The sequence below is a fragment of the Mycobacterium sp. 852002-51152_SCH6134967 genome, from assembly GCF_001667105.1.
In the GTDB taxonomy this organism is placed as follows: Bacteria; Actinomycetota; Actinomycetes; order Mycobacteriales; family Mycobacteriaceae; genus Mycobacterium; species Mycobacterium neumannii_A.
Genome location: NZ_LZIK01000016.1, coordinates 40813 through 65206, shown reverse-complemented (window position 1 = coordinate 65206; position 24394 = coordinate 40813). Strand labels below are relative to the sequence as shown.

24 protein-coding genes are annotated in these 24394 nt (G+C 67.1%); 7 read left to right on the top strand and 17 right to left on the bottom strand.

Annotated elements, in window-relative coordinates; translation table 11 throughout:
- Positions 1-100: 100 nt before the first annotated feature.
- The 3 genes from A5790_RS05005 to hemW form a co-directional block, all read right to left on the bottom strand.
- Positions 101-808: an anti-sigma factor gene (locus tag A5790_RS05005; protein ID WP_066841682.1), complete on the bottom strand. Its 708-nt coding sequence runs from the start codon at positions 806-808 to the stop codon at positions 101-103.
- On the bottom strand, positions 805-1320 hold the full coding sequence (locus A5790_RS05000) for a sigma-70 family RNA polymerase sigma factor (RefSeq protein WP_066841681.1): 516 nt from the start codon (positions 1318-1320) through the stop codon (positions 805-807). Before A5790_RS05000 ends, A5790_RS05005 begins: the two co-directional genes overlap by 4 nt.
- Before the next feature lie 118 nt (positions 1321-1438).
- The gene (gene hemW / locus A5790_RS04995) at positions 1439-2578 is read right to left on the bottom strand and encodes a radical SAM family heme chaperone HemW (RefSeq protein WP_197696718.1); all 1140 of its coding nucleotides are present in this window, start codon (positions 2576-2578) and stop codon (positions 1439-1441) included.
- A 409-nt stretch (positions 2579-2987) separates the two neighbouring features.
- Between hemW and A5790_RS04990 the strand changes: the two genes are divergently transcribed.
- From A5790_RS04990 to A5790_RS04980, 3 genes are read left to right on the top strand one after another with little or no spacing between them, the layout of a single operon-like run.
- Positions 2988-4670, top strand: coding sequence for a nitrite/sulfite reductase (locus tag A5790_RS04990; RefSeq protein WP_066841679.1), 1683 nt, complete (start codon positions 2988-2990; stop codon positions 4668-4670).
- Complete coding sequence (locus A5790_RS04985) at positions 4667-5371, top strand: phosphoadenylyl-sulfate reductase (RefSeq protein ID WP_066841678.1); 705 nt, start codon at positions 4667-4669, stop codon at positions 5369-5371. Before A5790_RS04990 ends, A5790_RS04985 begins: the two co-directional genes overlap by 4 nt.
- Before the next feature lie 7 nt (positions 5372-5378).
- The gene (locus tag A5790_RS04980) at positions 5379-6086 is read left to right on the top strand and encodes a sirohydrochlorin chelatase (RefSeq protein ID WP_066841677.1); all 708 of its coding nucleotides are present in this window, start codon (positions 5379-5381) and stop codon (positions 6084-6086) included.
- Positions 6087-6089: 3 nt separating this feature from the next.
- Here A5790_RS04980 and A5790_RS04975 read toward each other — a convergent pair whose 3' ends face one another.
- The 7 genes from A5790_RS04975 to A5790_RS04950 form a co-directional block, all read right to left on the bottom strand.
- Positions 6090-7157, bottom strand: a complete 1068-nt coding sequence (locus A5790_RS04975) for a trans-aconitate 2-methyltransferase (protein ID WP_066841676.1) — start codon at positions 7155-7157, stop codon at positions 6090-6092.
- A 68-nt stretch (positions 7158-7225) separates the two neighbouring features.
- Entirely contained in the window at positions 7226-8269 is a 1044-nt protein-coding gene (locus A5790_RS04970; protein WP_066841675.1) for a sulfate/molybdate ABC transporter ATP-binding protein, read from the bottom strand.
- Positions 8270-8283: 14 nt separating this feature from the next.
- On the bottom strand, positions 8284-9096 hold the full coding sequence (gene cysW, locus A5790_RS04965) for a sulfate ABC transporter permease subunit CysW (RefSeq protein WP_066841674.1): 813 nt from the start codon (positions 9094-9096) through the stop codon (positions 8284-8286).
- Complete coding sequence (gene cysT / locus A5790_RS04960; RefSeq protein WP_082961583.1) at positions 9093-9980, bottom strand: sulfate ABC transporter permease subunit CysT; 888 nt, start codon at positions 9978-9980, stop codon at positions 9093-9095. Before cysT ends, cysW begins: the two co-directional genes overlap by 4 nt.
- Positions 9977-10990, bottom strand: a complete 1014-nt coding sequence (locus A5790_RS04955) for a sulfate ABC transporter substrate-binding protein (protein ID WP_066841673.1) — start codon at positions 10988-10990, stop codon at positions 9977-9979. The genes cysT and A5790_RS04955 overlap by 4 nt, the downstream gene beginning before the upstream one ends.
- A gap of 116 nt (positions 10991-11106) precedes the next feature.
- Positions 11107-11199, bottom strand: a complete 93-nt coding sequence (locus tag A5790_RS26480; protein ID WP_353612094.1) for an Ms4533A family Cys-rich leader peptide — start codon at positions 11197-11199, stop codon at positions 11107-11109.
- Between the two features lie 139 nt (positions 11200-11338).
- Positions 11339-11536: a hypothetical protein gene (locus A5790_RS04950; protein ID WP_066841672.1), complete on the bottom strand. Its 198-nt coding sequence runs from the start codon at positions 11534-11536 to the stop codon at positions 11339-11341.
- Between the two features lie 32 nt (positions 11537-11568).
- Here A5790_RS04950 and A5790_RS04945 point away from each other — a divergent pair, with 32 nt between their 5' ends.
- Both A5790_RS04945 and A5790_RS04940 read left to right on the top strand, forming a co-directional pair.
- Positions 11569-12810, top strand: a complete 1242-nt coding sequence (locus A5790_RS04945) for an FAD-dependent oxidoreductase (protein WP_082961582.1) — start codon at positions 11569-11571, stop codon at positions 12808-12810.
- Between the two features lie 57 nt (positions 12811-12867).
- Positions 12868-14904 (top strand): glycoside hydrolase family 15 protein, encoded by a 2037-nt coding sequence (locus A5790_RS04940; protein ID WP_066841671.1) that lies wholly within the window; start codon positions 12868-12870, stop codon positions 14902-14904.
- A 481-nt stretch (positions 14905-15385) separates the two neighbouring features.
- Here A5790_RS04940 and A5790_RS04935 read toward each other — a convergent pair whose 3' ends face one another.
- Positions 15386-16105 carry a sensor domain-containing protein gene (locus tag A5790_RS04935; RefSeq protein WP_066841670.1) on the bottom strand — a complete coding sequence of 240 codons (720 nt, stop codon included), beginning with the start codon at positions 16103-16105 and terminating at the stop codon, positions 15386-15388.
- A 6-nt stretch (positions 16106-16111) separates the two neighbouring features.
- Positions 16112-18025, bottom strand: coding sequence for a translation elongation factor 4 (lepA, locus tag A5790_RS04930; protein WP_231987609.1), 1914 nt, complete (start codon positions 18023-18025; stop codon positions 16112-16114).
- Positions 18026-18046: 21 nt separating this feature from the next.
- Here lepA and A5790_RS04925 point away from each other — a divergent pair, with 21 nt between their 5' ends.
- Positions 18047-18658, top strand: coding sequence for a type II toxin-antitoxin system PemK/MazF family toxin (locus tag A5790_RS04925; protein WP_066841668.1), 612 nt, complete (start codon positions 18047-18049; stop codon positions 18656-18658).
- 100 nt (positions 18659-18758) lie between these two features.
- On the opposite strand, the gene A5790_RS04920 is transcribed toward A5790_RS04925, so the two are convergent.
- Complete coding sequence (locus A5790_RS04920; RefSeq protein WP_066841667.1) at positions 18759-19364, bottom strand: GNAT family N-acetyltransferase; 606 nt, start codon at positions 19362-19364, stop codon at positions 18759-18761.
- Complete coding sequence (locus A5790_RS04915; RefSeq protein ID WP_066841666.1) at positions 19357-19785, bottom strand: CBS domain-containing protein; 429 nt, start codon at positions 19783-19785, stop codon at positions 19357-19359. Before A5790_RS04915 ends, A5790_RS04920 begins: the two co-directional genes overlap by 8 nt.
- A gap of 207 nt (positions 19786-19992) precedes the next feature.
- Between A5790_RS04915 and A5790_RS04910 the strand changes: the two genes are divergently transcribed.
- Entirely contained in the window at positions 19993-20853 is an 861-nt protein-coding gene (locus A5790_RS04910; RefSeq protein ID WP_066841665.1) for a ribonuclease Z, read from the top strand.
- A gap of 4 nt (positions 20854-20857) precedes the next feature.
- Here A5790_RS04910 and A5790_RS04905 read toward each other — a convergent pair whose 3' ends face one another.
- Genes A5790_RS04905 through A5790_RS04895 form a run of 3 tightly spaced genes read right to left on the bottom strand, consistent with a single transcriptional unit; the run spans position 20858 to position 24324 of the window.
- The gene (locus A5790_RS04905) at positions 20858-21697 is read right to left on the bottom strand and encodes a transglutaminase family protein (protein ID WP_066841664.1); all 840 of its coding nucleotides are present in this window, start codon (positions 21695-21697) and stop codon (positions 20858-20860) included.
- Positions 21697-22668: an alpha-E domain-containing protein gene (locus A5790_RS04900; RefSeq protein ID WP_064405768.1), complete on the bottom strand. Its 972-nt coding sequence runs from the start codon at positions 22666-22668 to the stop codon at positions 21697-21699. Before A5790_RS04900 ends, A5790_RS04905 begins: the two co-directional genes overlap by 1 nt.
- Before the next feature lie 15 nt (positions 22669-22683).
- Positions 22684-24324, bottom strand: coding sequence for a circularly permuted type 2 ATP-grasp protein (locus A5790_RS04895; protein WP_318284634.1), 1641 nt, complete (start codon positions 24322-24324; stop codon positions 22684-22686).
- Between the last annotated feature and the right edge of the window lie 70 nt (positions 24325-24394).

Sequence of the window (24394 nt, the reverse complement as noted above, 5' to 3'; positions counted from 1 at the left end):
TTTGTGGAACCTACGCAGGCCTGGCGAACGTGGTGCCAATCACGTTCGAATCAGCTTGCCGCGACGTCAATCCGCCGACGGTCGAGGCACGTCCGAACCGTCACAAGGTGCGGACGGCCAGCGGTTCGTCGCTGCCCGACACCCGGATGTCGATGCTGCGGATCTCCGCGGTCGGGATGCTGGTCGCCGCCGACAGCCCGGTCGCCTCGTCTCCGGCCGGACGCCACGAACCCACAGCCGTCTGGACGCCATCGCGCGTCGTCACCACGATGTCGTAGCTGTCGACGTCGCGCGCCCAGTCCTTGGTGTACTCGCAGGCCCAGTTGAGCTCGGTGCCCCACTTCTTGTCGGTGACCGCCAGCTGTGCGGTCAGGCCCTGGCGCTGGCCGGGCTGCATCGGCTCCATCGCCACTGTCTGCACCGACGATGTGCGGGGGAAAACCGTGGCGCCCACGACACCGCCGAGGACCGCCAGCGCGGCCGCGACCGCGACCGTCGCCGCGAGCATCGTGCGGCGTGACCGCCGCTGACGCTTGGCCGCGGCCTGCGCCAGCGAGGCGACATCGGCGGACTGCTCGACAGCGGACCCCTCGTCCGCATCGATCAGCGCCGCGGCCTCCTCGCGGCTGAGCGCAGCCAGCATCGCGGGCATCTCGGCCAGGCCGGCCACCTCGGCGGCACGCGCCGGGTTCGCGGCGAGGTAGTCCTCGTAGGCGCGACGGTCCTGCGGGCTCAGCGCGCCGAGCACGTAGGCCGCATCCCATTCGGCGAGGTCGGCGACGGGTGTCCGGTCGAACTTGTCGCTCATTGGACCACCCCCCTTTCCTGCAGCGCCATCCGCAACGCACGCAACCCGTAATGGAGCCTGGACTTGACGGTGCCCGGGGCGATCCGCTCGTGTGCGGCGATGTCGGCGACAGTTTGCCCGAAATAGTAGGCGCGCACTATGGCGGTGCGGTGGTCGGCGCTGAGCGATTTCAGCGCCTCGGCCAGCACCCACTTGTCGACCGCGGGACCGATCGCGTCGAGTGACGGCCGCTCGGGCAGGTCGTCGGTCTGCAGTTCCCGGCTGAACCGCGCGCTGCGCCGGTCGTCGATGACGAGGTTGCGTGCGACGGTGAACAGCCATGCCCGCGCGGCGTCACCCGGCTGTTGCAGGATCTCGGGTTTGCGCCACAGCCTCAGCAGCGCTTCCTGCACCACGTCCTCGGCGAACGGCGTGTCGCCGCGGGTCAGCCGCAGCACGTATCGCAGCAGCGCCTGGCTGTGCTCGTCGTGGATCGCGCGCAGCAACTCGGCCTGCGCGGGGTCGGGAGTCATCGCTCATCCACCGCAGTCGTCATCGCTGATCACTACGACGTCCACCAGAGAATCGTTCAATGTCCGGCGCGCGAACGTGAGCTTATGGGCGAATTTCGGAGCCGAAGTTCCCCGGCGATCAGTCCAGCACGTCGCGGACCACCGCGTCGGCCAGCAGCCTGCCGCGGTCGGTGAGCACCAGACGGTCGTCAACCCGGCTCAACAGCCCGTCGGCGACCGCAACGTCGGCGCGCTCCCGCTCGGGCGCACTGAGCACGTTCGTCGGCAGCCCGTCGCGCAACCGCACCCGCAGCATCACGTCCTCGATGTGCAGGGTGCCGGCGTCAAGATGCTCGAAGTCGGCCACCGGCAGTCGACCATCGGCCAGGGTCTGGGCGTACGCGCTCGGATGCTTGACGTTCCACCAGCGCACGGAGTCGACGAAACCGTGCGCGCCCGGTCCCGCACCCCACCACTGGCCGCCGTTCCAGTAGCCGATGTTGTGTTGGCACTCCCCGCCCGGTCTGCTCCAGTTCGAGACCTCGTACCAGGCGAAGCCGGCCTCCGCCAGGCGCGCGTCGAGCAGCTCGTAGCGGCGGGCCAGCACGTCGTCATCGGTCGGCACGAGCTCGCCGCGGCGCACCCGCCGGGCCATCGCCGTGCCGTCCTCGATGACCAGAGCGTAGGCCGAGACATGGTCGACGCCGGCCTCGACGACGGTGTCGACCGAGCGCAGCAGGTCGTTGTCGGACTCCCCCGGCGTGCCGTAGATCAGGTCGAGGTTGACGTGGCCGAACCCGGCCGCACGGGCCTCCCGCGCCGCGGCGAGCGCCCGGCCCGGCGAATGTTTCCGGTCGAGAGCCGCCAACACATGGGCAGCCGCCGACTGCATGCCCAGCGAGACCCGGGTGTACCCGGCCGCCAACAGCTGGTCGAACAGCAGCGGAGACGTCGACTCCGGGTTGGCTTCCGTGGTGACCTCGGCACCCGGCGCCAGCGGGAAGTGCGCCCGCACGGCGTCGAGAACCGCGGCCAGCCCGGGCCCGCCCAGCAGCGACGGTGTGCCCCCGCCGACGAACACGCTGTCGACCTCGGGGATGCGGCCCAGATGCGCCGCCGCCTGCGCCAACTCGATCCGCAGCGCCGCAAGCCACCCGTCCGGGTTGGCGCCGCCCAGCTCGCCGGGCGTGTAGGTGTTGAAGTCGCAGTAGCCGCAGCGGGTCGCGCAGAACGGCACGTGGATGTAGATGCCGAACGGCCGCCCCTGCACAGGGGTCATCGGCGGCAGCACCCGCGCACGGTTCACGGCAGCTACGGTTCGGACCATGTCTGCAATTGTCCGCCTGCCGCGAGATTGCACTCAGGCAGGCGTGCAGTCGAACTTCTGATGCGTGGATGCATTCTCGACGAGGTTCTGCTCACCATGAGCGCAAATCTCGCCCGGTTAGGGCAGGTGCGGCGATTCGTGGCACAATGGCCGACGTGACTGCCCCCCGCATCTTCCCCAAGCGTGTATCGCTGGTGGTGCGTCGGCACGTCGACTTCAAGCGCGTGTGTACGTGTTGCTGTCTGCCTTGACGCGCTTGATCTAGACCCAGCCCACCCGTACTTCAGCTGGCCGCCGGATCTGCGCCGCCGGACAGCCCCGGCGATGACGCGCGATCCGGCTCCGCAAAGGAGCCAAAACCATGACCACAGCGGAATCCAAGCCGAAACCCGCAAAGAAGCCCCGCGCCGAGGGCCAGTGGGCCCACGGTTACCGCGAGCCGCTCAACGCCAACGAGCAGTTCAAGAAGGACGATGACGCACTCAATGTGCGCGCCCGCATCATCGACATCTACTCCAAGACCGGTTTCGACGGGATCGACAAGCAGGACCTGCGCGGCCGGTTCCGCTGGATGGGCCTGTACACCCAGCGTGAGCAGGGCTACGACGGCACCTGGACCGGTGACGAGAACGCCGACCTGCTCGAGGCCAAGTACTTCATGATGCGGGTGCGCTGCGACGGCAAGGCGCTGTCGGCGGCCGCACTGCGCACGCTGGGCCAGATCTCCATCGACTTCGCCCGCGACACCGCCGACATCTCCGACCGGATGAACCTGCAGTACCACTGGCTCGAGGTCGAGAACGTGCCCGAGATCTGGGAGCGGCTGGCCGCTCACGGTCTGCAGACCACCGAGGCGTGCGGTGACTGCCCCCGCGGAATGCTGGGCTCGCCGCTGGCCGGCGAATCGCTGGAGGAAGTGCTCGATCCGACGCCGGCCCTGGACGAGATCGTGCGGCGCTACATCGGCAACCCCGAGTACTCCAACCTGCCGCGCAAGTACAAGACCGCGATCTCCGGTCTGCAGGACGTCGCCCACGAGGTCAACGACATCTCCTTCATCGGGGTGAACCACCCCGAACACGGCCCCGGGCTTGATCTGTGGGTGGGTGGCGGTCTGTCAACCAACCCGATGCTGGCGCAGCGGCTCGGGGCGTGGGTTCCGCTTGACGAGGTGGCCGACGTGTGGGAGGCGGTCACTGCGGTTTTCCGCGACTACGGGTATCGGCGGCTGCGGTCCAAGGCCCGGCTCAAGTTCCTGATAAAGGACTGGGGTATAGAAAAGTTCCGTGAAATTCTCGAACAGGAGTACCTGGGTCGCAAGCTGATCGACGGGCCCGCACCCGAACCGGTCAAGCATCCAATCGACCATGTCGGCATCCAGAAACTGAAGAACGGACGCAACGCCGTCGGCGTCGCACCGATCGCGGGCCGGGTCTCCGGCACCATCCTGACCAAGGTGGCCGATCTCGCCGAGGCGGCGGGGTCGGACCGCATCCGGTTCACCCCTTACCAGAAGCTGATCATCCTCGATGTGCCCGACGACAAGCTCGCCGAGCTGACCGCGGGCCTCGAGGCGCTCGGGCTGCCGCCGGAGCCGTCGCACTGGCGCAAGAACCTGATGGCCTGCACGGGTATCGAGTTCTGCAAGTTGTCGTTCACCGAGACGCGGACCCGCGCGCAGGTGCTGGTTCCGGAGTTGGAGAAGCGGCTCGAGGACATCAACGCGCAGCTCGATGTGCCGATCACCGTGAATATCAACGGCTGCCCGAACTCGTGCGCGCGCATCCAGGTCGCCGACATCGGGTTCAAGGGCCAGATGGTCGACGACGGTGACGGCAACTCGGTCGAGGGTTTCCAGGTGCACCTGGGCGGCAGCCTCGGTCTGGACAGCGGTTTCGGCCGCAAGCTGCGCCAGCACAAGGTGCTGTCCAGTGAGCTCGGCGACTACATCGACCGGGTCGTTCGCAACTTCGTGAAACAAAGGGAGCAGGGCGAGCGTTTCGCAACGTGGGCGATACGAGCGGACGAGGCGGACTTGAGGTGACCGATTTGACCACGGATACCGATCTGCAGGGGCTCGCCGAGCGCGGCGCGGCCGAACTCGAGGGCGCGAGCGCGCATGACCTGCTGCGCTGGACCGACGAGAACTTCGGTGGCAATTACGTGGTCGCCTCGAACATGCAGGACGCCGTGCTCATAGATCTCGCTGCAGAGGTGCGGCCCGGCGTGGACATCCTCTTCCTCGACACGGGGTACCACTTCGTCGAGACCATCGGCACCCGCGACGCCGTCGAGGCGGTCTACGACGTCAACATCGTCAACGTCACCGCCGAGAAGAGCGTGGCCGAGCAGGACGAGTCGTTCGGCAAGGACCTGTTCGCGCGGGAGCCCAACGAGTGCTGCCGTATGCGCAAGGTCGAGCCGCTCTCGGCGGCGCTGCGCGGCTACTCGGCCTGGGTGACCGGCATCCGCCGCGTCGAGGCGCCTACGCGCGCCAACGCGCCGTTCATCAGCTGGGACAAGGCTTTCGGGCTGGTGAAGATCAATCCGTTGGCGGCCTGGACCGACGAGGACATGCAGAACTACATCGACACCAACGGTGTGCTCGTCAATCCGCTCGTCTACGAGGGCTATCCGTCGATCGGCTGCGCACCGTGCACGGCCAAGCCCGTCGAAGGCGCCGATCCGCGCAGCGGCCGCTGGGCAGGCACCGGCAAGATCGAATGCGGGCTGCACGCATCGTGAGGTCACTGTGACCCTCGTGCTGACCGCGCACGGCAGCGCCGACCCACGCTCGGCGGCGGTGACGCATGCGGTGGCAGGCCGGATCCGGCGCCTGCGTCCGTGGCTCGACGTGCGTCCGGCGTTCCTGGAACAGAACGGCCCCAGCCTGCTCGACACCCTGAGCGGTCTGCACGCCCCGGCCGTGGTCGTACCGTTCCTTTTGGCCAGTGCCTTCCACGCACGCATCGACATCCCCACGGTGATCGAGGAATCGCGCGCGGTGGTCGATCGGGCCGAGGTGCTCGGCGAGGACCCGGCGCTGTTGAGCGTGCTGCGGCAGCGGCTGGCCGAGCTCGGGGTCTCCCCCGACGACGACGGCCTTGGCGTCCTCATCGTCGCGGTCGGCTCGTCGCATCCCGCCGCGAACGCCAGGACCGCCACGGTCGCTGAGTCTCTGCGCTCCGGAACGCGTTGGGCGGGAGCCGAAGTCGCGTTCGCCACCGGACCGTACGCGAGTGTCGCCGAAACCGCCGAGCGCCTGCGTGCCCGCGGGGCCCGACGCCTGGTCATCGCTCCGTGGTTTTTGGCGCACGGCCGGATCACCGATCGCGTCGCCGAATACGCTGGGGCTCAAGGTATTGCGATGGCCGAACCGCTCGGGTCGCACAACCTCGTCGCGGCGACGGTGATGGACCGGTACGACGCGATCACCGCCACCGGGACCGTCGCTGCGTAGTCCTCAGGGCCGGACCTCGAACACGTTGTTGAACGGGGTCTGCGCGGCCAGCCGGAACCGTCGGAACCCGGCCGCTGTCACGACATCTCGAATGCGGGCCGGGCCCGCCTGAGTGCCGAGCGCCATCCCGACCGGTTGAGCCAATGACGACGGTGTGCACAGCAACGTGGAAAAGCCGTAGTACGCGCGCCCGATCGGGTTGAGGTTGTCCTCCACCCGGTCACCGGCGGCCGGCTCGACCACCATCCATGTGCCGTCTTCAGCGATGACCTCCCGCACGTGGCGTGCGGCGCCGATTGGATCGCCCATGTCGTGCAAGCAGTCGAACATCGTGACCAGGTCGTACGGCCCACCCGCGAACGCGTCCGCGGCCGCGGTCTGGAAGCTGACCGCTCCCGGCATCCCGTTCCGCGCACTGGCCACCTCGATGGACTTCGCATGTCCGTCCACACCGACGAACGTCGAGGCGGGAAAGGCTTCGGCCATCAGCAGCGTCGACGCTCCGTGTCCACAACCGACATCGGCGACACGGGCGCCGCTCCTGAGTTTCTCCACGACACCGTCCAACGCCGGGATCCAATCGTCGACCAGATGCGCGGCGTAGGTCGGGCGGAAGAACCGTTCGCACCCGACATGGACGTCGGAGTTGTGATCCCCCCAAGCGACGCCGACGCCTGCGCGGGCCGCCTCGAAGATGTGTCCAGCGTCCGATGCGGTTCCGTGCGCGATCTGGAAGAGACCGCCGACGAAGGCCGGGCTTGTTTCGTCGGTGAGCGCCACGGCCTGCTCGGCCGGCAACCGATAACGACCGGTCGCCGGGTTGTATTCGACGAAGGCGCCGGCGGTTTGCGCGTTGAGCCACTCCCTGGCGTAGTGCGCGTCGGTGCCGGTGCGTTCGGCCAACTCGGCTGGGGTGCTCGGCCCGTGCTCGACAAGCGACCGGTAGTACCCGAGGCGGTCGCCCATCACGACGAGTGCGCAGTTGAGTGCCGCGCCGGCCTCCTCGACCGCGCGGAAGACGAATTCCATCAGTTTGTCCGGATCGACCTGGGTCGGGGTGCTGGTGTTCATGCGAGCAACTCAACCAGGAAGTCAACCTGGCGTAATGGGGCAATTGCCCCATCTTCGGCCCAACCGACTCAGGCCCTCGTCACGGCCTCATCGTCGGGTGGATCCTGTGTGCTGCCGGGCAACGGTGGCACCCGGGTTGCGCGGACGTAGACAGTGTCCCCCTCCTTCAGCCCGAGCGCCTCGGCGTCGCCGCGGGTGATCTGCGCGGTGAAGGGCGTCTGGTCCGTCGCACTGTGCAACTCGACACGAACTTCGAAGCCTAGCATGACAATTCGGTCGATGATCGCGCGTACCACTCCGGTGGACTGCACCGACTCGTCGGTGGAAGCGATCGCCATGTCTGGGTTGCGTCCTACACGGATGTCGTGCGGTCGGACCAGCGCACCGTTCAGCGAGGAAACCGCACCTAGAAACGACATCACGAACGCGTTGGCTGGTGCATCGTAAACCTCTGCGGGGGAACCGATCTGCTCGATGCGGCCTCTATTCAGCACCGCGATCCGGTCGGCGACGTCGAGCGCCTCAGACTGATCGTGCGTCACCAGCACCGTGGTGACCTGCACTTCGTCGTGCAACCGGCGCAGCCAAGCGCGCAAATCCTCTCGCACCTTGGCGTCCAGCGCACCGAACGGTTCGTCGAGCAACAGCACTTGTGGGTCCACGGCCAGCGCGCGGGCCAGCGCCATGCGCTGACGTTGCCCTCCGGAGAGCTGGTTCGGGTAACGAGTCTGGAAACCGGCTAGCCCGACCACTTCGAGGAGATTGTCGACCTTCTGCTTGATTTCGGCCTTGGGCCGCTTGCGAATCTTCAGCCCGAACGCGACGTTGTCCCGCACCGTCAGGTGCTTGAACGCCGCATAGTGCTGGAACACGAAACCGATACCGCGCCGCTGGGGCGGCACGTTGGTGACGTCGCGGCCGTTGATCGTGACGGTGCCGGAATCGGGCCGGTCGAGGCCCGCGATGGCCCGTAGTAGCGTCGACTTCCCGGACCCGCTGGGCCCTAGCAATGCGGTCAGCGAACCGGATGGTACTTCGAAATCGACATTGTCCAGGGCCGCGAAGTCGCCGTATCGCTTGTTGGCGCCTCGCACGGCTATCGCATTGCTCATACTTCCCTTTCCGCCTATCTGCTGGCTCTGGACCGGCGCGCGTCGAGCAACACTTGCGTAATCAAGACCACGACCGCCACACTCATCAAAAGCGTCGACACCGCATACGCCCCATACTCTTCACCTCGGTTGTACCGGTCCGACACCAGCAGTGTGAGCGTCTGCGAAGAGCCTGGAAGGTTGGACGACACCATCAGCACGGCCCCGTACTCACCGAGGGTGCGTGCGATCGTGAGCACGACGCCGTAGGTCAGACCCCACCGGATGGACGGCAGCGTGACCCGCCAGAACGTCTGCCACCACTGCGAGCCTAGCGTGGCAGCGGCCTCCTCCTGATCGGTGCCTATCTCGTGCAGCACCGGTTCAACCTCACGGATCACGAACGGCACCGTGACGAAGACGCTGGCTAGCACGATGCCGGGGAACCCGAAGATGATCTTGAAGCCGAGGTTGTTCTCGACGAATCCGAACAGCCCCGCCGAGCCCCACAGCAGGATCAGCGCGACACCGACCACCACAGGCGACACCGCGAACGGCAGATCGATCACGGCCTGCATCAGACTCTTGCCGCGAAACTTGTTCCGCGCCAGCACCACCGCGGTCGGCACACCAAACAGCACGTTGAGCGGCACCACGATCGCGACGACCAAGAGCGACAGTTGCAGAGCGGATACCGCGGCCGGGGTGGTTATCCAATCAATAAAGGTTCCGAAGCCCGGGGCGAAACTGCGCCACAGGATCAGGCCCACCGGCACCACGACCAAGACGACGATGTAGGTCAGCGCGAGGTAGCGAAGCAGGTGTCTGACCACCGGCGAAAGGATCATTGCGCCAAGGCGTCGCGTCGGGCGGCGCGCGATCCGATCGCGCGCAGGATGAACAGCACGACGAACGAGATGGCCAGCAGCACAATCGAGATCGCGGCGGCGCCGGTACGGTCGTCGTTCTCGATCAGGGTGCGAATCCACTGCGAGGACACTTCGGTCTCGCCAGGCACGGCGCCGCCGATCAGGACCACCGAACCGAACTCGCCGATCGCGCGGGAGAACGCCAGACCGGCGCCCGACAGCAGCGACGGCAGAAGTGCGGGCAGCATCACCCGGGTGAAGATGATCCAGTTGTTGGCCCCCAACGATGCCGCGGCTTCCTCGATCTCGCGGTCCAGTTCCAACAGCACCGGCTGCACCGATCGCACCACGAACGGCAGGGTGACAAACAGCAACGCCACCCCGATACCCCATATGGTGTGCTGCAGGTGCAGCCCGACCGGGCTGGCGGGGCCGTAGAGCGCCAGCATGACCAGGCTGGCGACGATCGTCGGCAACGCGAACGGCAAGTCGATCACTGAGTCGATCAGCCGCTTGCCGACGAATTCGTCGCGGGTCAGCACCCAGGCAACCAACAGCCCGAACACCAGGTTGACCACCGTCACCCCGAACGACACGGTCAGCGTCACCTTGAACGACGCGACGGCCGCGTTCGAGGTGACCGCAAGCCAGAACGCCTGCCACCCGCCGCCGGCCGACTGCCAGAGGATCGCGGCCAACGGCAGCAGCACGATGATGCTCAGCCAAATCGTCGCCGCACCAACCCGTAGCGAGGTGGTCCCATACCGGGGGCCCCAGAGGCTAATTGTTCGCTCGCCGTTCGTGGGTTCGGGTCGGCTCCCGTCAGGATACGGGGAACCCAACGCGTTCACGGAAGGGGTCATCCGGTCGCCTGGGTGTAGATCTTGGTGATGGTGCCGTTGTCCTTGTCGAACAGCTCGGGATCCAGTGTCGCCCAGCCTCCGAGGTCGTCAACGGTCCATAGTTTTGCGGGCGCGGGGAACTTGTCCCGGAACTCCTCGAGCACCGCGGGATCGACGGGACGGAAACCGGCCTCGGCCCACAGCTTCTGCGCCTCGGGGGTGTAGGTGAAGTTCTTCAGCGCGTTCGCCTTGTCCAGGTGCGTGCTCGACGACACCACGGCGACAGGGTTCTCGATCTTGAAGGTCTCCGGCGGGTTCACGTACTCCAAGCCGAAGTGCAGCGCCTCGTTCTCGTAGGCCAGCAGCACGTCACCGCTGCCCTGCCGGAACACGTCGGTGGCCTCACGGCCCGAACTCGGGCGCAGCTTGATGTGCTGAGTCACCAGCTCGGTGACGTAGTCGAGACCGGCTTGGGGATCCTGTCCGCCCTTGCTGGCCCACGCGTACGGCGCCAGCAGGTTCCACTTGGCGGACCCGGAGCTCAGCGGGCTGGGCGTGATGACCTCGACGCCGGGCTTGAGCAGATCCGGCCAGTCCCTGATGTTCTTGGGGTTACCGGGCCGCACCGCGAAGGACACGACGGATCCGAACGGGATGCCCTTGGTGGCGTCGGCGTTCCAGTCCTCGGTGACCTTGTCGGCCTTAACGAGTCGGGTGATGTCCGGCTCGACGGAGAAGTTCACGATGTCGGCGGGCTTACCGTCGACGACGGCGCGCGACTGGTCGCCCGAGGCGCCGTACGACGTCGTGACGCCGACGCCTTTACCTTCCGGTGTCGCGGCGAATGCGGGAATGATCTTGCTCCAGCCGGGTTCGGGCACGGCATAGGCGACCAGCGTCAGCGTCGTGTCAGCTCCGTTCCCGCCGCCCTCTCCGACCACATCGCTCGAGCCGCCTCCGCATGCGGCGAGCACTGTGGCGGTGGTGGCCAGCGCCGCCGCGGCGCGCCAGGTTTTGCGGATGTTGACCATCGGGGACCTTTCGTTGGGGGACTTCGGTGGAACCCGTCCCGACGGGAAGGCGATGGATCAGCGCGAGGCGTCATCTGGCAGCCGTTACCGACACCGAACCGGGACGGGCGGAGGAGTCAGCAACAACAACAGACATCGGCAACAGCGCTGAAACTCACGGCAATGAGGGCCAGAACATGGCCGCTCTTGTTGCCGGACGCTGTTTGCATGGCGCGAAGCCTAACAGAGTTTCCGCGGCCTGCTCGGTGAAAGTTCGGCGGCGTCAACGAGTGAACAGCCACATGACGATCACCAGGATCACCAGGAGGACGAGCACCAGCGTCACCCGCGACCGCGGCATCCCGCCGCTCATTGATCAGCATCCCGTTCGTCGTGGCGAACACGGCGCCACAACCTGATCCCGTTACCGAGGGCGCCGTCGAGCACGACCGCGGTGCCGTACGCCAACGCGAGCACCACCGGCATCACCATCGCGGTCTGGGCGACGAACGGCAGGCCGGTGAGCCAGAGCTCGACACCGTCCCACCAACTCAGAAAGCCACCCACGCGGCCAGCCTAGGCGATGCGAAGATGGGGGCGTGGCCGCCGACTCCGACCCCGCCCTGCGTGCCGGTAACGCCACCTGCATCGTGGCCGGCGGCGGTCCAGCGGGCATGATGCTCGCGTTGGTGCTGGCCCGCGCCGGGGTCGACGTCACGGTGATGGAGAAGCACGCCGACTTCCTCCGCGATTTCCGCGGTGACACCGTGCATGCCAGCACGCTGCGGCTGCTCGACGAGTTGGGGCTGTCCGATGAGTTCGCGGCGATTCCGCACCGAGAGATCGGCACGCTGTCGATGACGGTGCAGGACACGCCGGTCACCATGGATCTGCAGCGAATTCCCGGTCCGCACAAACACATTGCGCTGGTTCCGCAGTGGGATTTCCTGGAGCTGCTGGCCACTGCCGCTCAACGAGAGCCGTCGTTCACCTTGCTGCGCAGCACCGAGGTGCTCGGCCCGATCCGTCACGGTGACAGGGTGGTCGGTGTCCGCTACCGCAGCGCCGACGGTGAGGAGCGCGAGATGCGCGCGACGTTGACCGTCGCCTGCGATGGGCGGTCATCGACGCTGCGCACCGAGATGGGGCTCAAGCCGAAGGACTTCGGTGTGCCGATGGACGTCTGGTGGTTCCGGCTGCCCCGCGATCCCGACGACCCGCACGGGCTCGCCGGTGTCCTCGGGGCCGGGCACGCGCAGATCGTCATCGACCGCGGCGACTACTATCAGTGCGCCTACGTCATCCCCAAGGGCCGCGACCAGGAGTTGCGGGCGCAGGGAATCGGGTCGCTGCATCGCGGTGTGGTGGCGCTGGTGCCGTGGCTGGCCGACCGCATCGGGGCGGTGACGTCGTTCGACGACGTGAAGCTGCTCGACGTGCAGTTGAACCGGCTCAGGCGCTGGTACGGCGACGGCCTGCTGCTCATCGGCGATGCCGCCCACGCGATGTCGCCGGTCGGCGGGGTGGGGATCAACCTCGCGGTGGCCGACGCCGTCGCCGCAGGCCGGATCCTGGCGGGTCCGTTGCGCTCGGGCAGCCTGTCAACCAGGCATCTGGCCCGCGTGCAGGCGCGGCGCTGGCTGCCCGCCGCGCTGATCCAGTCGGTGCAAAGGCTGATCCACCGCCGTGTCATCGCGGTCGCCGTCGCTTCGACCGGCCAGGCCGAGGCGCCACGGTTCGTGCGGGTGGCCGCCGGGCTTCCGCTGCTGCGCCGATTGGCGGCCTACGGTGTGGCGATCGGTCCCCTACCGGAACGCATTCCGGCCTTCGCCCGCCGCTGACGCGCCGTTACGGCCAACAAGTAGACGGCGAGCGCGTCGGCAGTCGATGATGGCGGCATGGTTCTGCAACAAACCGGGCCGTCGGACGGGTCAACGGAGACCGAGAACGGGGCGAAGCCGGCTCAGGCCGTCACGGACAACACCCCGCTGACCGTGACCGCACCGACGCCGTACGCGCCCACCGGAGCGTTGCGAAACCCGTTTCCGCCCATCGCCGACTACGGCTTCCTGTCCGACTGCGAGAACACGTGTCTGATCTCATCGGCCGGGTCGGTCGAGTGGATGTGCGTGCCGCGGCCCGACTCGCCGAGTGTGTTCGGCGCCATCCTCGATCGCGGCGCCGGCCATTTCCGGTTGGGGCCCTACGGGGTGACGGTGCCCTCGGCCCGGCGCTACCTGCCCGGCAGCCTGATCCTGGAGACGACGTGGCAGACCCACACCGGGTGGCTGATCGTGCGCGAGGCATTGGTGATGGGTCCCTGGCATGACCTCGAGACCCGTTCGCGCACCCATCGGCGCACACCGATGGACTGGGATGCCGAGCACATCCTGCTGCGCACCGTGCGATGCGTGAGCGGCACCGTCGAACTGGTGATGAACTGCGAGCCCGCGTTCGACTACCACCGGATCCCCGCGACGTGGGAGTACTCCGCGCAGGCGTACGGCGAGGCGATCGCGCGCGCCAGCCGCGACGCCGATGCGCACCCCACGCTTCGGCTCACCACGAACCTGCGGCTCGGCCTGGAGGGCCACGAGGCTCGGGCCCGGACCCGGATGAAGGAAGGCGACCAGGCGTTCGTCGCGCTGTCGTGGTCCAAGCATCCGGCGCCACAGACCTATGAAGAGGCGGCCGACAAGATGTGGCAGACCAGCGAGGCCTGGCGCCAGTGGATCAACATCGGCGACTTCCCCGACCACCCGTGGCGGGCCTACCTCCAGCGCAGCGCGCTGACGCTCAAGGGGCTGACCTACTCCCCGACCGGTGCGCTGTTGGCCGCGCCCACCACGTCGCTGCCGGAAACGCCTCAGGGCGAACGAAACTGGGACTACCGCTATGCGTGGGTGCGCGATTCGACTTTCGCGCTGTGGGGTCTCTACACACTGGGCCTGGACCGCGAGGCCGACGACTTCTTCGCGTTCATCGCCGATGTGTCCGGCGCCAACAACGGTGAGCGACACCCACTTCAGGTGATGTACGCCGTCGGCGGCGAGCGCACGCTGGTCGAGGAGGAACTGCGCCACCTGTCCGGATACGACGGGGCGCGGCCGGTGCGCTTCGGCAACGGCGCGTACAACCAGATGCAGCACGACATCTGGGGCACCATGCTCGATTCGGTGTATCTGCACGCCAAGTCGCGCGAGCAGATCTCCGACACGCTGTGGCCGGTGCTCAAGCAGCAGGTCGAAGAGGCGATCAAGCACTGGAAGGAGCCCGACCGCGGGATATGGGAGGTACGCGGCGACCCGCAACACTTCACCAGCAGCAAGATCATGTGCTGGGTCGCGCTGGACCGCGGCTCGAAACTCGCCGAGTTCCAGGGCGAGAAGTCCTACGCGCAGCAGTGGCGCGCGACCGCCGAGGAGATCAAGGCCGACGTGCTCAAACACGGCGTCGACTCCCGCGGTGTGCTGACGCAGCGGTACGGCGACGACGCGCTCGACGCCTCGCTGCTGCTGGCCGTGCTGACGCGGTTCCTGCCGCCCGACGATCCGCGGGTGCGCGCGACCGTGCTGGCGATCGCCGACGAGCTCACCGAGGAAGGCCTGGTGCTGCGCTACCGGGTCGACGAGACCGACGACGGGCTGTCCGGCGAGGAGGGCACCTTCACGATCTGCTCGTTCTGGCTGGTGTCGGCCCTGGTCGAGATCGGCGAGATCAGCCGCGCCAAACACCTGTGTGAACGGCTGCTGTCGTTCGCCAGCCCGCTGCACCTGTATGCCGAGGAGATCGAGCCGCGCACCGGCCGCCATCTCGGCAACTTCCCGCAGGCGTTCACCCACCTGGCGTTGATCAACGCGGTCGTGCACGTGATCCGGGCCGAGGAGGAAGCCGACAGCTCCGGAGTCTTCGTCCCGGCCAACGCCCCGATGTAGATCGCCTTTTCGGCGAGACTGCTGTTTTTGATGGATCTCCGCCGCCGGTCGTCAGAAAGCCCAGTCTCGGCGCGGTGTTATCTGGCCGCGTGGCGAGCATGTCCTGCGCGATGGTGGCCGCCTCGTCGCCGATCGAGTAACTGCACGGCCACGCCTCGACGGTCAGGTTCGATGCAGTCGACAGCACATGCTGGCAAGCACAAGCCGTCGGCATCCTGTTGCGTCGTAACCTGGGCGACCATCTTGCCGTCGGTACGAACCTGACCGAGTTCCACAAGTATACGTCGCATGAATTTCTCACGCCCACAGTGGAATTGGTGTAACCCCCCACGTCTCTCGAGACGAGTTGAAGAAATGCTGCGCCTCCTCGGCCGACGTGTAGAGCACCGCGGTCTGTTCGACCCAGTGATTTTGTCGTCGTCGTGTTCGCGCGGTCAGCTCCAACAGATTCGCGACGTAACCGACAATCTCGACCGAATGCTCAGGACTGGCCGATCTTGTCCATCATCAGGTCGGCGACCGCGGTCGCGTGCCGGGCGCCGGTCGGGCTGGGGCCGGCGACGTCGGTGATCTCCACCTCCACGATGCAATCGCCTGCCACACCGAGGGCCCGCTGAACCGTCGATCCGGCGTCCTGCATCACCACCGCCGAGACGATCTCGTCGTCGACGCCGACCTCGGTGATCCGGCTGGATCCCTGTGCGCCGCGGTCGGGTTGGCTCAACACCAGCGTCTGGCCGTTGCATCGGTGCCACTTGTCGGCCGATGAGGCGAAGAACTCCTGCGCGGCATCGGCGTCGATGAACTCGACCACCCCGAAGAACCCGGTGACGGTGGGGCCGTTGGCGTCACCTCCGGCCCACGACTGGCTGACCACCGACCGCACCGGGCTGGCTTGATACACCACCTTCTCCAACCGGTAACCGGTGCTCACACAGTCGGGCGGGCTCGCCTCGGCCTCCCGGACGCCCTGCAGCAGCATGTCGGCGCCACCTTCGACGACCTGACCCATGAAGCCGCTGGCCCCGAACATCGTGGTCAGCTCCTCAGCCGTGGGCAAAGCCTGGTCCAGCATCCGGTTCGGCGACGGTTTGGCCACCTCGGCGATCTGCGGGGCCGGGGCATCACCGGCGGGCGCCGAACAGCCGGCGAGGATCGCGCATGCGCCCACGGCCGCCGCCGTCATCGCCGCCGAGCGCACGCCGTCCTACTTCTTGGCCTTGTCGGCGGCCGACGAGTCGGTGGACAGGGCGGCCACGAACGCCTCCTGGGGCACCTCGACCCGGCCGATGGTCTTCATCCGCTTCTTGCCTTCCTTCTGCTTCTCGAGCAGCTTGCGCTTGCGGGTGATGTCCCCGCCATAGCACTTCGATAGCACGTCTTTGCGGATCGCGCGGATGTTTTCGCGAGCTATGATCTTCGAACCGATCGCTGCCTGCACCGGAACCTCGAACTGCTGGCGCGGAATCAGCTCCTTGAGCTTGGTGGTCATCTTGTTGCCGTAGGCGTACGCCGACTCCTTGTGCACGATCGCGCTGAACGCGTCGACCGGCTCACCTTGCAGCAGGATGTCGACCTTGACCAGGTCGGCTTCCTGCTCACCGGCCTCCTCGTAGTCCAGGCTGGCGTATCCGCGGGTGCGCGACTTCAGCGCGTCGAAGAAGTCGAAGATGATCTCGCCCAGCGGCATCGTGTAGCGCAGCTCCACCCGTTCCGGGGACAGGTAGTCCATGCCGCCGAGTTCGCCGCGCCGCGACTGGCACAGCTCCATGATGGTTCCGATGAACTCGCTGGGCGCGATGATCGTGGTCTTGACGATCGGCTCGTAAACCGTGCGGATCTTGCCGTCCGGCCAGTCCGACGGATTGGTCACCGTGATTTCTGAACCATCCTCCTGCACAACGCGATACACGACGTTCGGCGACGTCGAGATCAGGTCGAGGTTGAACTCGCGCTCAAGACGCTCGCGGGTGATCTCCATGTGCAGCAGGCCCAGAAAGCCGCTGCGGAAACCGAATCCGAGCGCCACCGAGGTCTCCGGTTCATACGTCAGCGCCGCATCGTTGAGTTGCAGCTTGTCCAGCGCGTCGCGCAGGACCGGATAATCCGACCCGTCAACGGGATACAGCCCCGAGTACACCATCGGTCGCGGCTCCCGGTATCCGGTGAGCGGCTCGGCCGCACCGTGGCGGGCGGTCGTCACGGTGTCGCCGACCTTGGACTGGCGCACGTCTTTCACGCCGGTGATCAGATATCCGACCTCGCCGACGCCGAGACCCGCGGAGGCCTTGGGCTCGGGCGAGACGATGCCCACTTCCAGCAGTTCGTGATGCGCGCCGGTGGACATCATCTTGATGCGTTCGCGCGGAACGATCTTGCCGTCGACGACGCGGACGTAGGTCACCACGCCGCGGTAGGTGTCATAGACCGAGTCGAAGATCATCGCCCGCGCGGGTGCGTCGGCGTCGCCGACGGGCGGCGGCACCTCGCGCACGACGTGGTCGAGGAGGTCGGCCACGCCCGCGCCGGTCTTCCCGGAGACCCGCAGCACGTCCTCGGGTTCGCAGCCGATGATGTGGGCGAGTTCGGCGGCGTACCGGTCGGGGTCGGCCGCAGGCAGGTCGATCTTGTTGAGCACCGGGATGATGTGCAGGTCGCGATCCAGGGCCAGGTAGAGATTCGCCAGCGTCTGGGCCTCGATGCCCTGGGCGGCGTCGACGAGCAGCACCGCACCTTCGCACGCCTCCAGCGCGCGCGACACCTCGTAGGTGAAGTCGACGTGCCCGGGGGTGTCGATGAGATGCAGGACGTATTCCTGGTCCCCCAATTTCCATGGCAGCCGGACGTTCTGCGCCTTGATCGTGATGCCGCGCTCGCGCTCGATGTCCATCCGGTCGAGGTACTGCGCGCGCATATCGCGATCGGCGACCACACCGGTGAGTTGCAGCATCCGGTCGGCCAGCGTCGACTTGCCGTGATCGATATGGGCGATGATGCAGAAGTTCCGGATCTGCGCCGGCGCCGTGAAGGTCTGATCGGCGAAAGTGCTGATGGGAATCTCCTGGTGAACGCGGACTTCGGGTGCCACCAGCGTATCCAGGCAGCGCCGGAAGCACACAATCGCGCTGGGCGGCGCTCGCTTATGCTCGGAAATATGCCTGCGCCCTGGAAACCACTGCAGACATTCCAAAGGTATGCCGAGAATCTGGTGTTCAACGAGGCGCCGAAGATCATCCGTCAGATCGGTCAGTCCGAGACCGTGCAGCGCGGCATCCAGCAGGGCATCCGGATCGGCCTGGACGCGATCGCCGGCGCATCCAGAGACGAGGCGCCCGCGATCACCGCCGGGCGACCGGTCAGCCGGCACTTCGTGCCCACCGCCCACCGCGCCCGCAAGGTGGTGTACGCCCCCGACCTCGACGGGCGCGCCGATCCGGGCGAGATCGTGTGGACGTGGGTGGTCTACGAGGACGACCCGACGCAGGGCAAGGACCGGCCGGTGCTGGTGGTGGGCCGCGACCGGTCCACGCTGCTCGGCCTGATGCTGTCCAGCCAGGATCACCATCGAGACGACCCGGACTGGGTGGCCATCGGCTCGGGCACCTGGGATTACGAGGGGCGGGCGAGTTGGGTGCGCCTGGACCGGGTGCTCGATGTGCCCGAAGATGGCATCCGTCGCGAAGGCGCGATCCTGGCCCGCGAGAAGTTCGAGGTCGTGGCCGCGCGGCTACGTGCCGAATACTCCTGGAGTTGAACCCTCGTCACCGCGAGCGACCGTGTTCGTCCGCGACACGCCGTAGATTTCTGGCATTACGCGGTCACTCGTCAGCTTCGCGGGGCCCACGCACACCGGATCAACGCGGTTGGCGCCACATCGGCCACATCGGCGGGCCGCCGTCGGGCAACGCGATCTCGCCGGTGACGTCGAACCCGAAGCGCCGGTAGTAGGCGATGTTGTCGGGGTTGCTGGACTCGAGGTACGCGGGCGCGTGCTCGGCGTCGCAGCGGTCCAGGCGCGAGCGCATCAGCGCCTGCCCGTATCCGGTGCCGCGCACCGTCGGATCGCTGCCGATCACCCCCAGATACCAGTGCGGCTCCTCGGGGTGGTGCTGCTTCATCAGCTCGGCCATCGCCTGGCCGCGCCGCACATTGGCTCCCATCGCCCGGATGAATGCCGGCATCATCCGCAGCTCTTGGAGCCCGGTCTGCCGCCACTCGCCGGGCGGGTCCCACAGCGCGGCGGCCCCGATGCGCCGGCCGCCCGCCACCTCGACTCCTTCGGTGCGCAGGAAGTGGTGGCGAATCATCGTGGCGAACACCCGTGACAGGGCTCGCTCCCGCGCGGCGTCGTTCGGCAGCATCCACTTCATCACCGGGTCGTCGTAGAACGCGCGCGCCAGCACCCCCGACATCTGGCGCACGTGCTGCCGCGCCGCCGGAGCGACCTCGACGTCAGCCACGGGTGATGTAGGCCTGCAGCTGCTCCTGCTGCGTTTCGAGCTCTTCCATCCGGGTCTTGACGACGTCGCCGATGCTGACGATGCCGACCAGCCTGCCGTTCTCCATCACCGGCACGTGCCGGACCCGGTTCGTCGTCATCAGGGCGCTCAGGCTGTCGACCGAATCGTCGGGAGCGCAGGTCGCCACCAGCGTGGTCATGATCTCCGACACCGGCTTGGTGAGCAGTTCGCCGCCCCGTCGGTGCAGCGCGCGCACGACGTCGCGCTCGGAGACGATCCCCATCAGACCGTCGGGGGACACCACGATCATGGCGCCGATGTTGTGCACCGCCAGTTCGGTGAGCAATCCCGAGACCGACGTCTCCGGAGTTATCGTGGCCACCGCGGCGCCCTTGCTCCGCAACACGTCCGCGATCCGCATCCTTGCCTCCGCTCGTGATCTTCCTCACAGGCTAGGTTGGACTGAGTCGGCGCGGAAGGCTTTGCGAGGTTGCAACCCGGTCACACTCGGGTGCGCAAGTCGCGAAACGGCATTTCAGCAGCGCAAAGTCGAGGACATGGCTGCCGGAATACCGTTTCGGCGCCTATTGGCGCCAATTCGACGAGGCCCTCGGGTATATGTGGGGCCATGATCGAGGTCACACTGCTTGGCACTGGAAGTCCCATCCCCGACGCCCGCCGGGCGGGCCCGTCGACGCTCGTGCGCGCTGGCGGGCAGACGTTTCTGATCGACTGCGGTCGAGGTGTACAGCAACGTCTGACGGCCGCGGGAGCGCCGGCGAACGGATTGTCGGCGCTGCTGTTGACGCATCTGCACAGCGACCACATCGCGGATCTGGGCGACGTGATCATCAGCCGTTGGGTGTCGACGTTCACGCCCGAGCAGACGCCGCTGCAGATCATCGGACCGCCGGGCACCGCCGAGGTGGTCGAGCACACCCTCAAGGCGTTCGGCTTCGACATCGGATACCGCATCGCCCACCACGCCGACCTGACGGCCCCGCCCCCGGTGGAGGTGCACGAGTACACCGAAGGTGAGGTGTGGAACCGCGACGGCGTGACGATCCGGGTCGCGCCCACCGACCACCGCCCGGTCGCCCCGACGATCGGCTTCCGCGTCGAGCACGCCGACGCCTCGGTGGTGCTGGCCGGCGACACCGTCCCGTGCGAGAGCCTCGACGAACTGGCGGCAGGCGCAGGGGCGTTGGTGCACACCGTGATCCGCAAGGATCTGGTCGACCGGATGCCCATGCAGCGCATCCGCGACATCTGCGACTACCACTCCTCGGTCGAGGAAGCGGCGGAGACCGCGGCGCGCGCGGGCGTGGGAATCTTGATCCTCACCCATTACGTGCCCGCAATCGAACCCGGACAGGAAGAGGACTGGCGCGCACTCGCCGCGTCGGTCTTCGACCGGCAGATCGAACTCGGTGACGATCTGCTGCGCGTCGAGGTGCATCCCGGAATCTCGGCGAAGCCGGCCGTCTGACCGGTCAGGCCAACCGGGTGATCTCGACGACGACGTCGAGGTCGGTCGAGCCCTCTCCGGAGTAGATCCCCTTCAGCGGGGTGACATCGGAGTAGTCCCGGCCCACACCCACGCTGATGTACTGCTCGTTGATCGGGGCGTCGTTGGTGGGGTCGTAATTCCACCAGCCACCGGTCCAGGCCTGCACCCAGGCGTGGCTCTGCCCGTCGATGGTGTCGCCGATCACCGCTTTGTGGTTGGGATGCAGATACCCCGACACGTAACGGGCGGGAATGCCCATGGAGCGCAACAGGATCAGCGTCAGGTGGGCGAAGTCTTGACAGACGCCCTTGCCCTCGCGCAACGCGTCCAGCCCTGAGGAGTGCACTCCGGTGGTGCCCGCGACGTACGCCAACTCGCTGCTCACCCACGACGCGGCGGCGGTGACGGCCTCGTGCGGCGCGTGTTCCTTGATGATGCGCTGACCGACCCGGCGGATGCGCTTGCTCGCGGGCGTGTAGTGGGTGGGCGCAAGGACCTCGTCGAACCTGTCGACGACGGCCTCGGATTGCAAGTCCTCCCATGTCACTTCGCGTCCGGACATTTGGTCGACGTCGGTCTCCACGACCGACGACGACGTCACCTCCAACTCGGTGTGCGGTGCGTGCAGGTCGAACGCCGTCACCGCCGTTCCCCAGTAGTCGACGTAGCGGTAGTTGCGGGTGGCCGGGACGGTCTCCACGCGGTTGAGGATCACGTTCTGCCGCGAGTCCGATCGCGGCGTCAGCCGCGCCTCGTTGAACGACGCCGTCACCGGCGACTTGTATGCGTATCCGGTCGAATGGACGACCCGCATCCGCCACATCAGAGCTCTCCCTCTTCGATGACGAGCGTGCCGTTGTGACCCGCGTCGTGCCACGCCACCCACGGAGCGGAGTGAAAGTACTGCAGCGCCAACGCTTCACCGACATCGAAGCAGGTCTTCTGCAGGCCGGCCAGCCGCTGTTCCAGCGACTCGAGCAGCACACCGGGGCGCAGGAACTCCAGCTCGCTGCGGGCCCTGCCGAGTAGCCGCTGCGCCTCGGCCGTGGCGCCGAGGCGGCTGTGGGGTCGGTTCATCAACTCGTCGAGGCTGTGTTCGGCAAGCCGCAGAGAATAGAAGATCGACCGTGGGAAAAGCCGGTCCAGCAGCATGAATTCGACCACGCGACCGGCGTCGAGCACGCCGCGGTAGGTGCGCAAATAGGTGTCGTGTGCGCCTGCCGACCGCAGCAACGTGACCCACGCGGGTGACGACGCGCTGTCCCCGACCCGCGAAAGCAGCAGTCGCACAGTCATGTCCACCCGTTCGATGGCCCGGCCGAGCACCATGAAGCGGTAGCCGTCATCGCGCGACAGCGTCGAGTCGGCCAGCCCGGCGAACATCGCGGCGCGGCCCTCGACGAACGAGAGAAACTCGTGCGGTCCGAGACGCTTGGCGGCTCGTTCCCGCTCGGCCAGCGCGTTGTAAGTGGTGTTGAGGCACTCCCAGATCTCGGTGGACGTGACTTCGCGTGCGCCGCGGGCATTTTCGCGAGCCGCCGAGATGGCGTCGACGATCGACCCCTGGGTGCCTCTGCTGAAGGCGACGATGTCGGTCAGCGACCACACATCCAGCGGCGCGTCGGGAGCCTCCATCCCCAGCACTCGCAGCAGTGTCCGGGAGGCCTGGTCGGGGTCGACGCTGGAGTCCTCGAGCAGTTGATGCACGGTCACATCGAGGATGCGGGCGGTGTCGTCGGCGCGTTCGACGTACCGTCCGATCCAGTACAAGGATTCGGCGTTGCGGGCCAACATCAGCGCACCACCCCTCTACTGCTGCTGTTGTTGTTGTTGGTCTTGGGTCTGCCCGTCGCTGCTTTCGGCCTTGGGCCCACGCGCGGACTTGGGCAGCTTGCGCACCACTTCGGCGGCGCCGAGCTCGCGGTCGGCGACCGAGGTGCGCGACGCCAGCACCCAGGTGTCCTTCGACCCGCCGCCCTGGCTCGAGTTGACCACCAGCGAGCCCTCGGGCAGCGCGACGCGGGTGAGCCCGCCGGGCAGCACCCACACGTCGTCGCCGTCGTTGACCGCGAACGGGCGCAGGTCGACGTGCCGCGGCACCAGCTGGTCGCCGATCTGGGTGGGCACGGTCGACAGCTGCATGACGGGCTGGGCGATCCAGCCGCGCGGGTCGTTGCGGATCTTCTTGGCGACGGCGGCGAGCTCCTTTTCCGAGGCGTCCGGACCGAACACGATGCCGTAGCCGCCGGAGCCCTCGACCGGTTTGATGACGAGTTCGTCGATGCGGTCGAGCACTTCCTCGCGCTCGTCGTCGAGCCAGCACCGAAACGTGTCGACGTTTCCCAGCAGCGGTTTCTCGCCGAGGTAGTACTCGATGATCGTCGGCACGTAGGTGTAGACGAGTTTGTCGTCGCCGATGCCGTTGCCGACGGCACTGGAGATCACGACGTTGCCGGCCCTGGCCGCATTGAGCAGACCGGCGACGCCGAGCACCGAGTCCGGCCGGAACTGCATCGGGTCGAGGAACGCGTCGTCGATGCGGCGGTAGATGACGTCGACCTGCCGCTCCCCCTCGGTGGTGCGCATGTAGACGGCGTTGTCGCGACAGAACAGGTCGCGGCCTTCCACCAGCTCGACGCCCATCTGCCGGGCCAGCAGCGAATGCTCGAAGTACGCCGAGTTGTAGACGCCGGGCGTGAGCACGACGACGGTCGGGTCGGCGACGTTGTTGGCCGCCGCGTTGCGCAGCGACCGCAGCAGATGCGACGAGTAGTCGCCGACGGCGCGCACCCGATGGGTGGCGAACAGGTTCGGAAACACCCGCGCCATGGTGCGGCGGTTCTCCATCACGTACGACACCCCGGACGGCGAGCGCAGGTTGTCCTCAAGCACGCGGAAGTCGCCCTTGGCGTCGCGGATGAGGTCGATGCCCGCGACGTGGATGCGCACGCCGTTGGGCGGAACGATGCCCGCGGCCTCGCGGTGGAAGTGCTCGCAGGAGGTGATCAGCCGGCGCGGGATGACGCCGTCGCGCAGGATCTCCTGCTCGCCGTAGATGTCGTCGAGGTAGAGCTCGAGCGCCTTGACCCGCTGGATGATGCCGCGTTCCAGGCGCGTCCACTCCGCCGCGGAGATGACTCGCGGAACCAGGTCGAGCGGAAAGGGACGTTCCTGGCCGGACAGCGAGAACGTGATGCCCTGGTCGATGAACGCGCGGCCGAGCGCCTCGGCGCGAGCTTCGAGCTCGGAGGCATCCGACGGGGCGAGCTCGGTGTAGATGCCCTTGTAGGGGCCCCGCACGTTGCCCTGGGCGTCGAACATCTCGTCGAAGGCCTCGGCGTAGCTACCGAGATCGCTGTATCCGGCGAAGACGCCCTGATATCGCTTGTCCTGCCTACGTGGGCTCCGCGATTGTCGCGTGGACTCGGTCGGCAGGGTACGCAGGCTCATCCCTGCCATGCTGCAACACTTCGGACGTTTCGGCAGGCCAGAGGACTCACTTTGGGCATTTACCCACTCC

Excerpts from the sequence above, each read along its gene's own strand:
- cysT (WP_082961583.1), bottom strand. The coding sequence starts at position 9,980 with ATGACCCCTTCCGTGAACGCGTTGGGTTCCCCGTATCCTGACGGGAGC.
- A5790_RS04925 (WP_066841668.1), top strand. The coding sequence starts at position 18,047 with ATGCTCGGAAATATGCCTGCGCCCTGGAAACCACTGCAGACATTCCAA.
- hemW (WP_197696718.1), bottom strand. The coding sequence starts at position 2,578 with ATGACCCCTGTGCAGGGGCGGCCGTTCGGCATCTACATCCACGTGCCG.
- A5790_RS04955 (WP_066841673.1), bottom strand. The coding sequence starts at position 10,990 with ATGGTCAACATCCGCAAAACCTGGCGCGCCGCGGCGGCGCTGGCCACC.
- A5790_RS04975 (WP_066841676.1), bottom strand. The coding sequence starts at position 7,157 with ATGAACACCAGCACCCCGACCCAGGTCGATCCGGACAAACTGATGGAA.
- A5790_RS04940 (WP_066841671.1), top strand. The coding sequence starts at position 12,868 with ATGGTTCTGCAACAAACCGGGCCGTCGGACGGGTCAACGGAGACCGAG.
- A5790_RS04895 (WP_318284634.1), bottom strand. The coding sequence starts at position 24,324 with ATGAGCCTGCGTACCCTGCCGACCGAGTCCACGCGACAATCGCGGAGC.
- A5790_RS04910 (WP_066841665.1), top strand. The coding sequence starts at position 19,993 with ATGATCGAGGTCACACTGCTTGGCACTGGAAGTCCCATCCCCGACGCC.
- A5790_RS04915 (WP_066841666.1), bottom strand. The coding sequence starts at position 19,785 with ATGCGGATCGCGGACGTGTTGCGGAGCAAGGGCGCCGCGGTGGCCACG.
- A5790_RS05005 (WP_066841682.1), bottom strand. The coding sequence starts at position 808 with ATGAGCGACAAGTTCGACCGGACACCCGTCGCCGACCTCGCCGAATGG.
- A5790_RS04970 (WP_066841675.1), bottom strand. The coding sequence starts at position 8,269 with ATGAGCAATGCGATAGCCGTGCGAGGCGCCAACAAGCGATACGGCGAC.
- A5790_RS04905 (WP_066841664.1), bottom strand. The coding sequence starts at position 21,697 with ATGTGGCGGATGCGGGTCGTCCATTCGACCGGATACGCATACAAGTCG.
- cysW (WP_066841674.1), bottom strand. The coding sequence starts at position 9,096 with ATGATCCTTTCGCCGGTGGTCAGACACCTGCTTCGCTACCTCGCGCTG.
- A5790_RS05000 (WP_066841681.1), bottom strand. The coding sequence starts at position 1,320 with ATGACTCCCGACCCCGCGCAGGCCGAGTTGCTGCGCGCGATCCACGAC.
- A5790_RS26480 (WP_353612094.1), bottom strand. The coding sequence starts at position 11,199 with ATGCAAACAGCGTCCGGCAACAAGAGCGGCCATGTTCTGGCCCTCATT.
- A5790_RS04900 (WP_064405768.1), bottom strand. The coding sequence starts at position 22,668 with ATGTTGGCCCGCAACGCCGAATCCTTGTACTGGATCGGACGGTACGTC.
- A5790_RS04990 (WP_066841679.1), top strand. The coding sequence starts at position 2,988 with ATGACCACAGCGGAATCCAAGCCGAAACCCGCAAAGAAGCCCCGCGCC.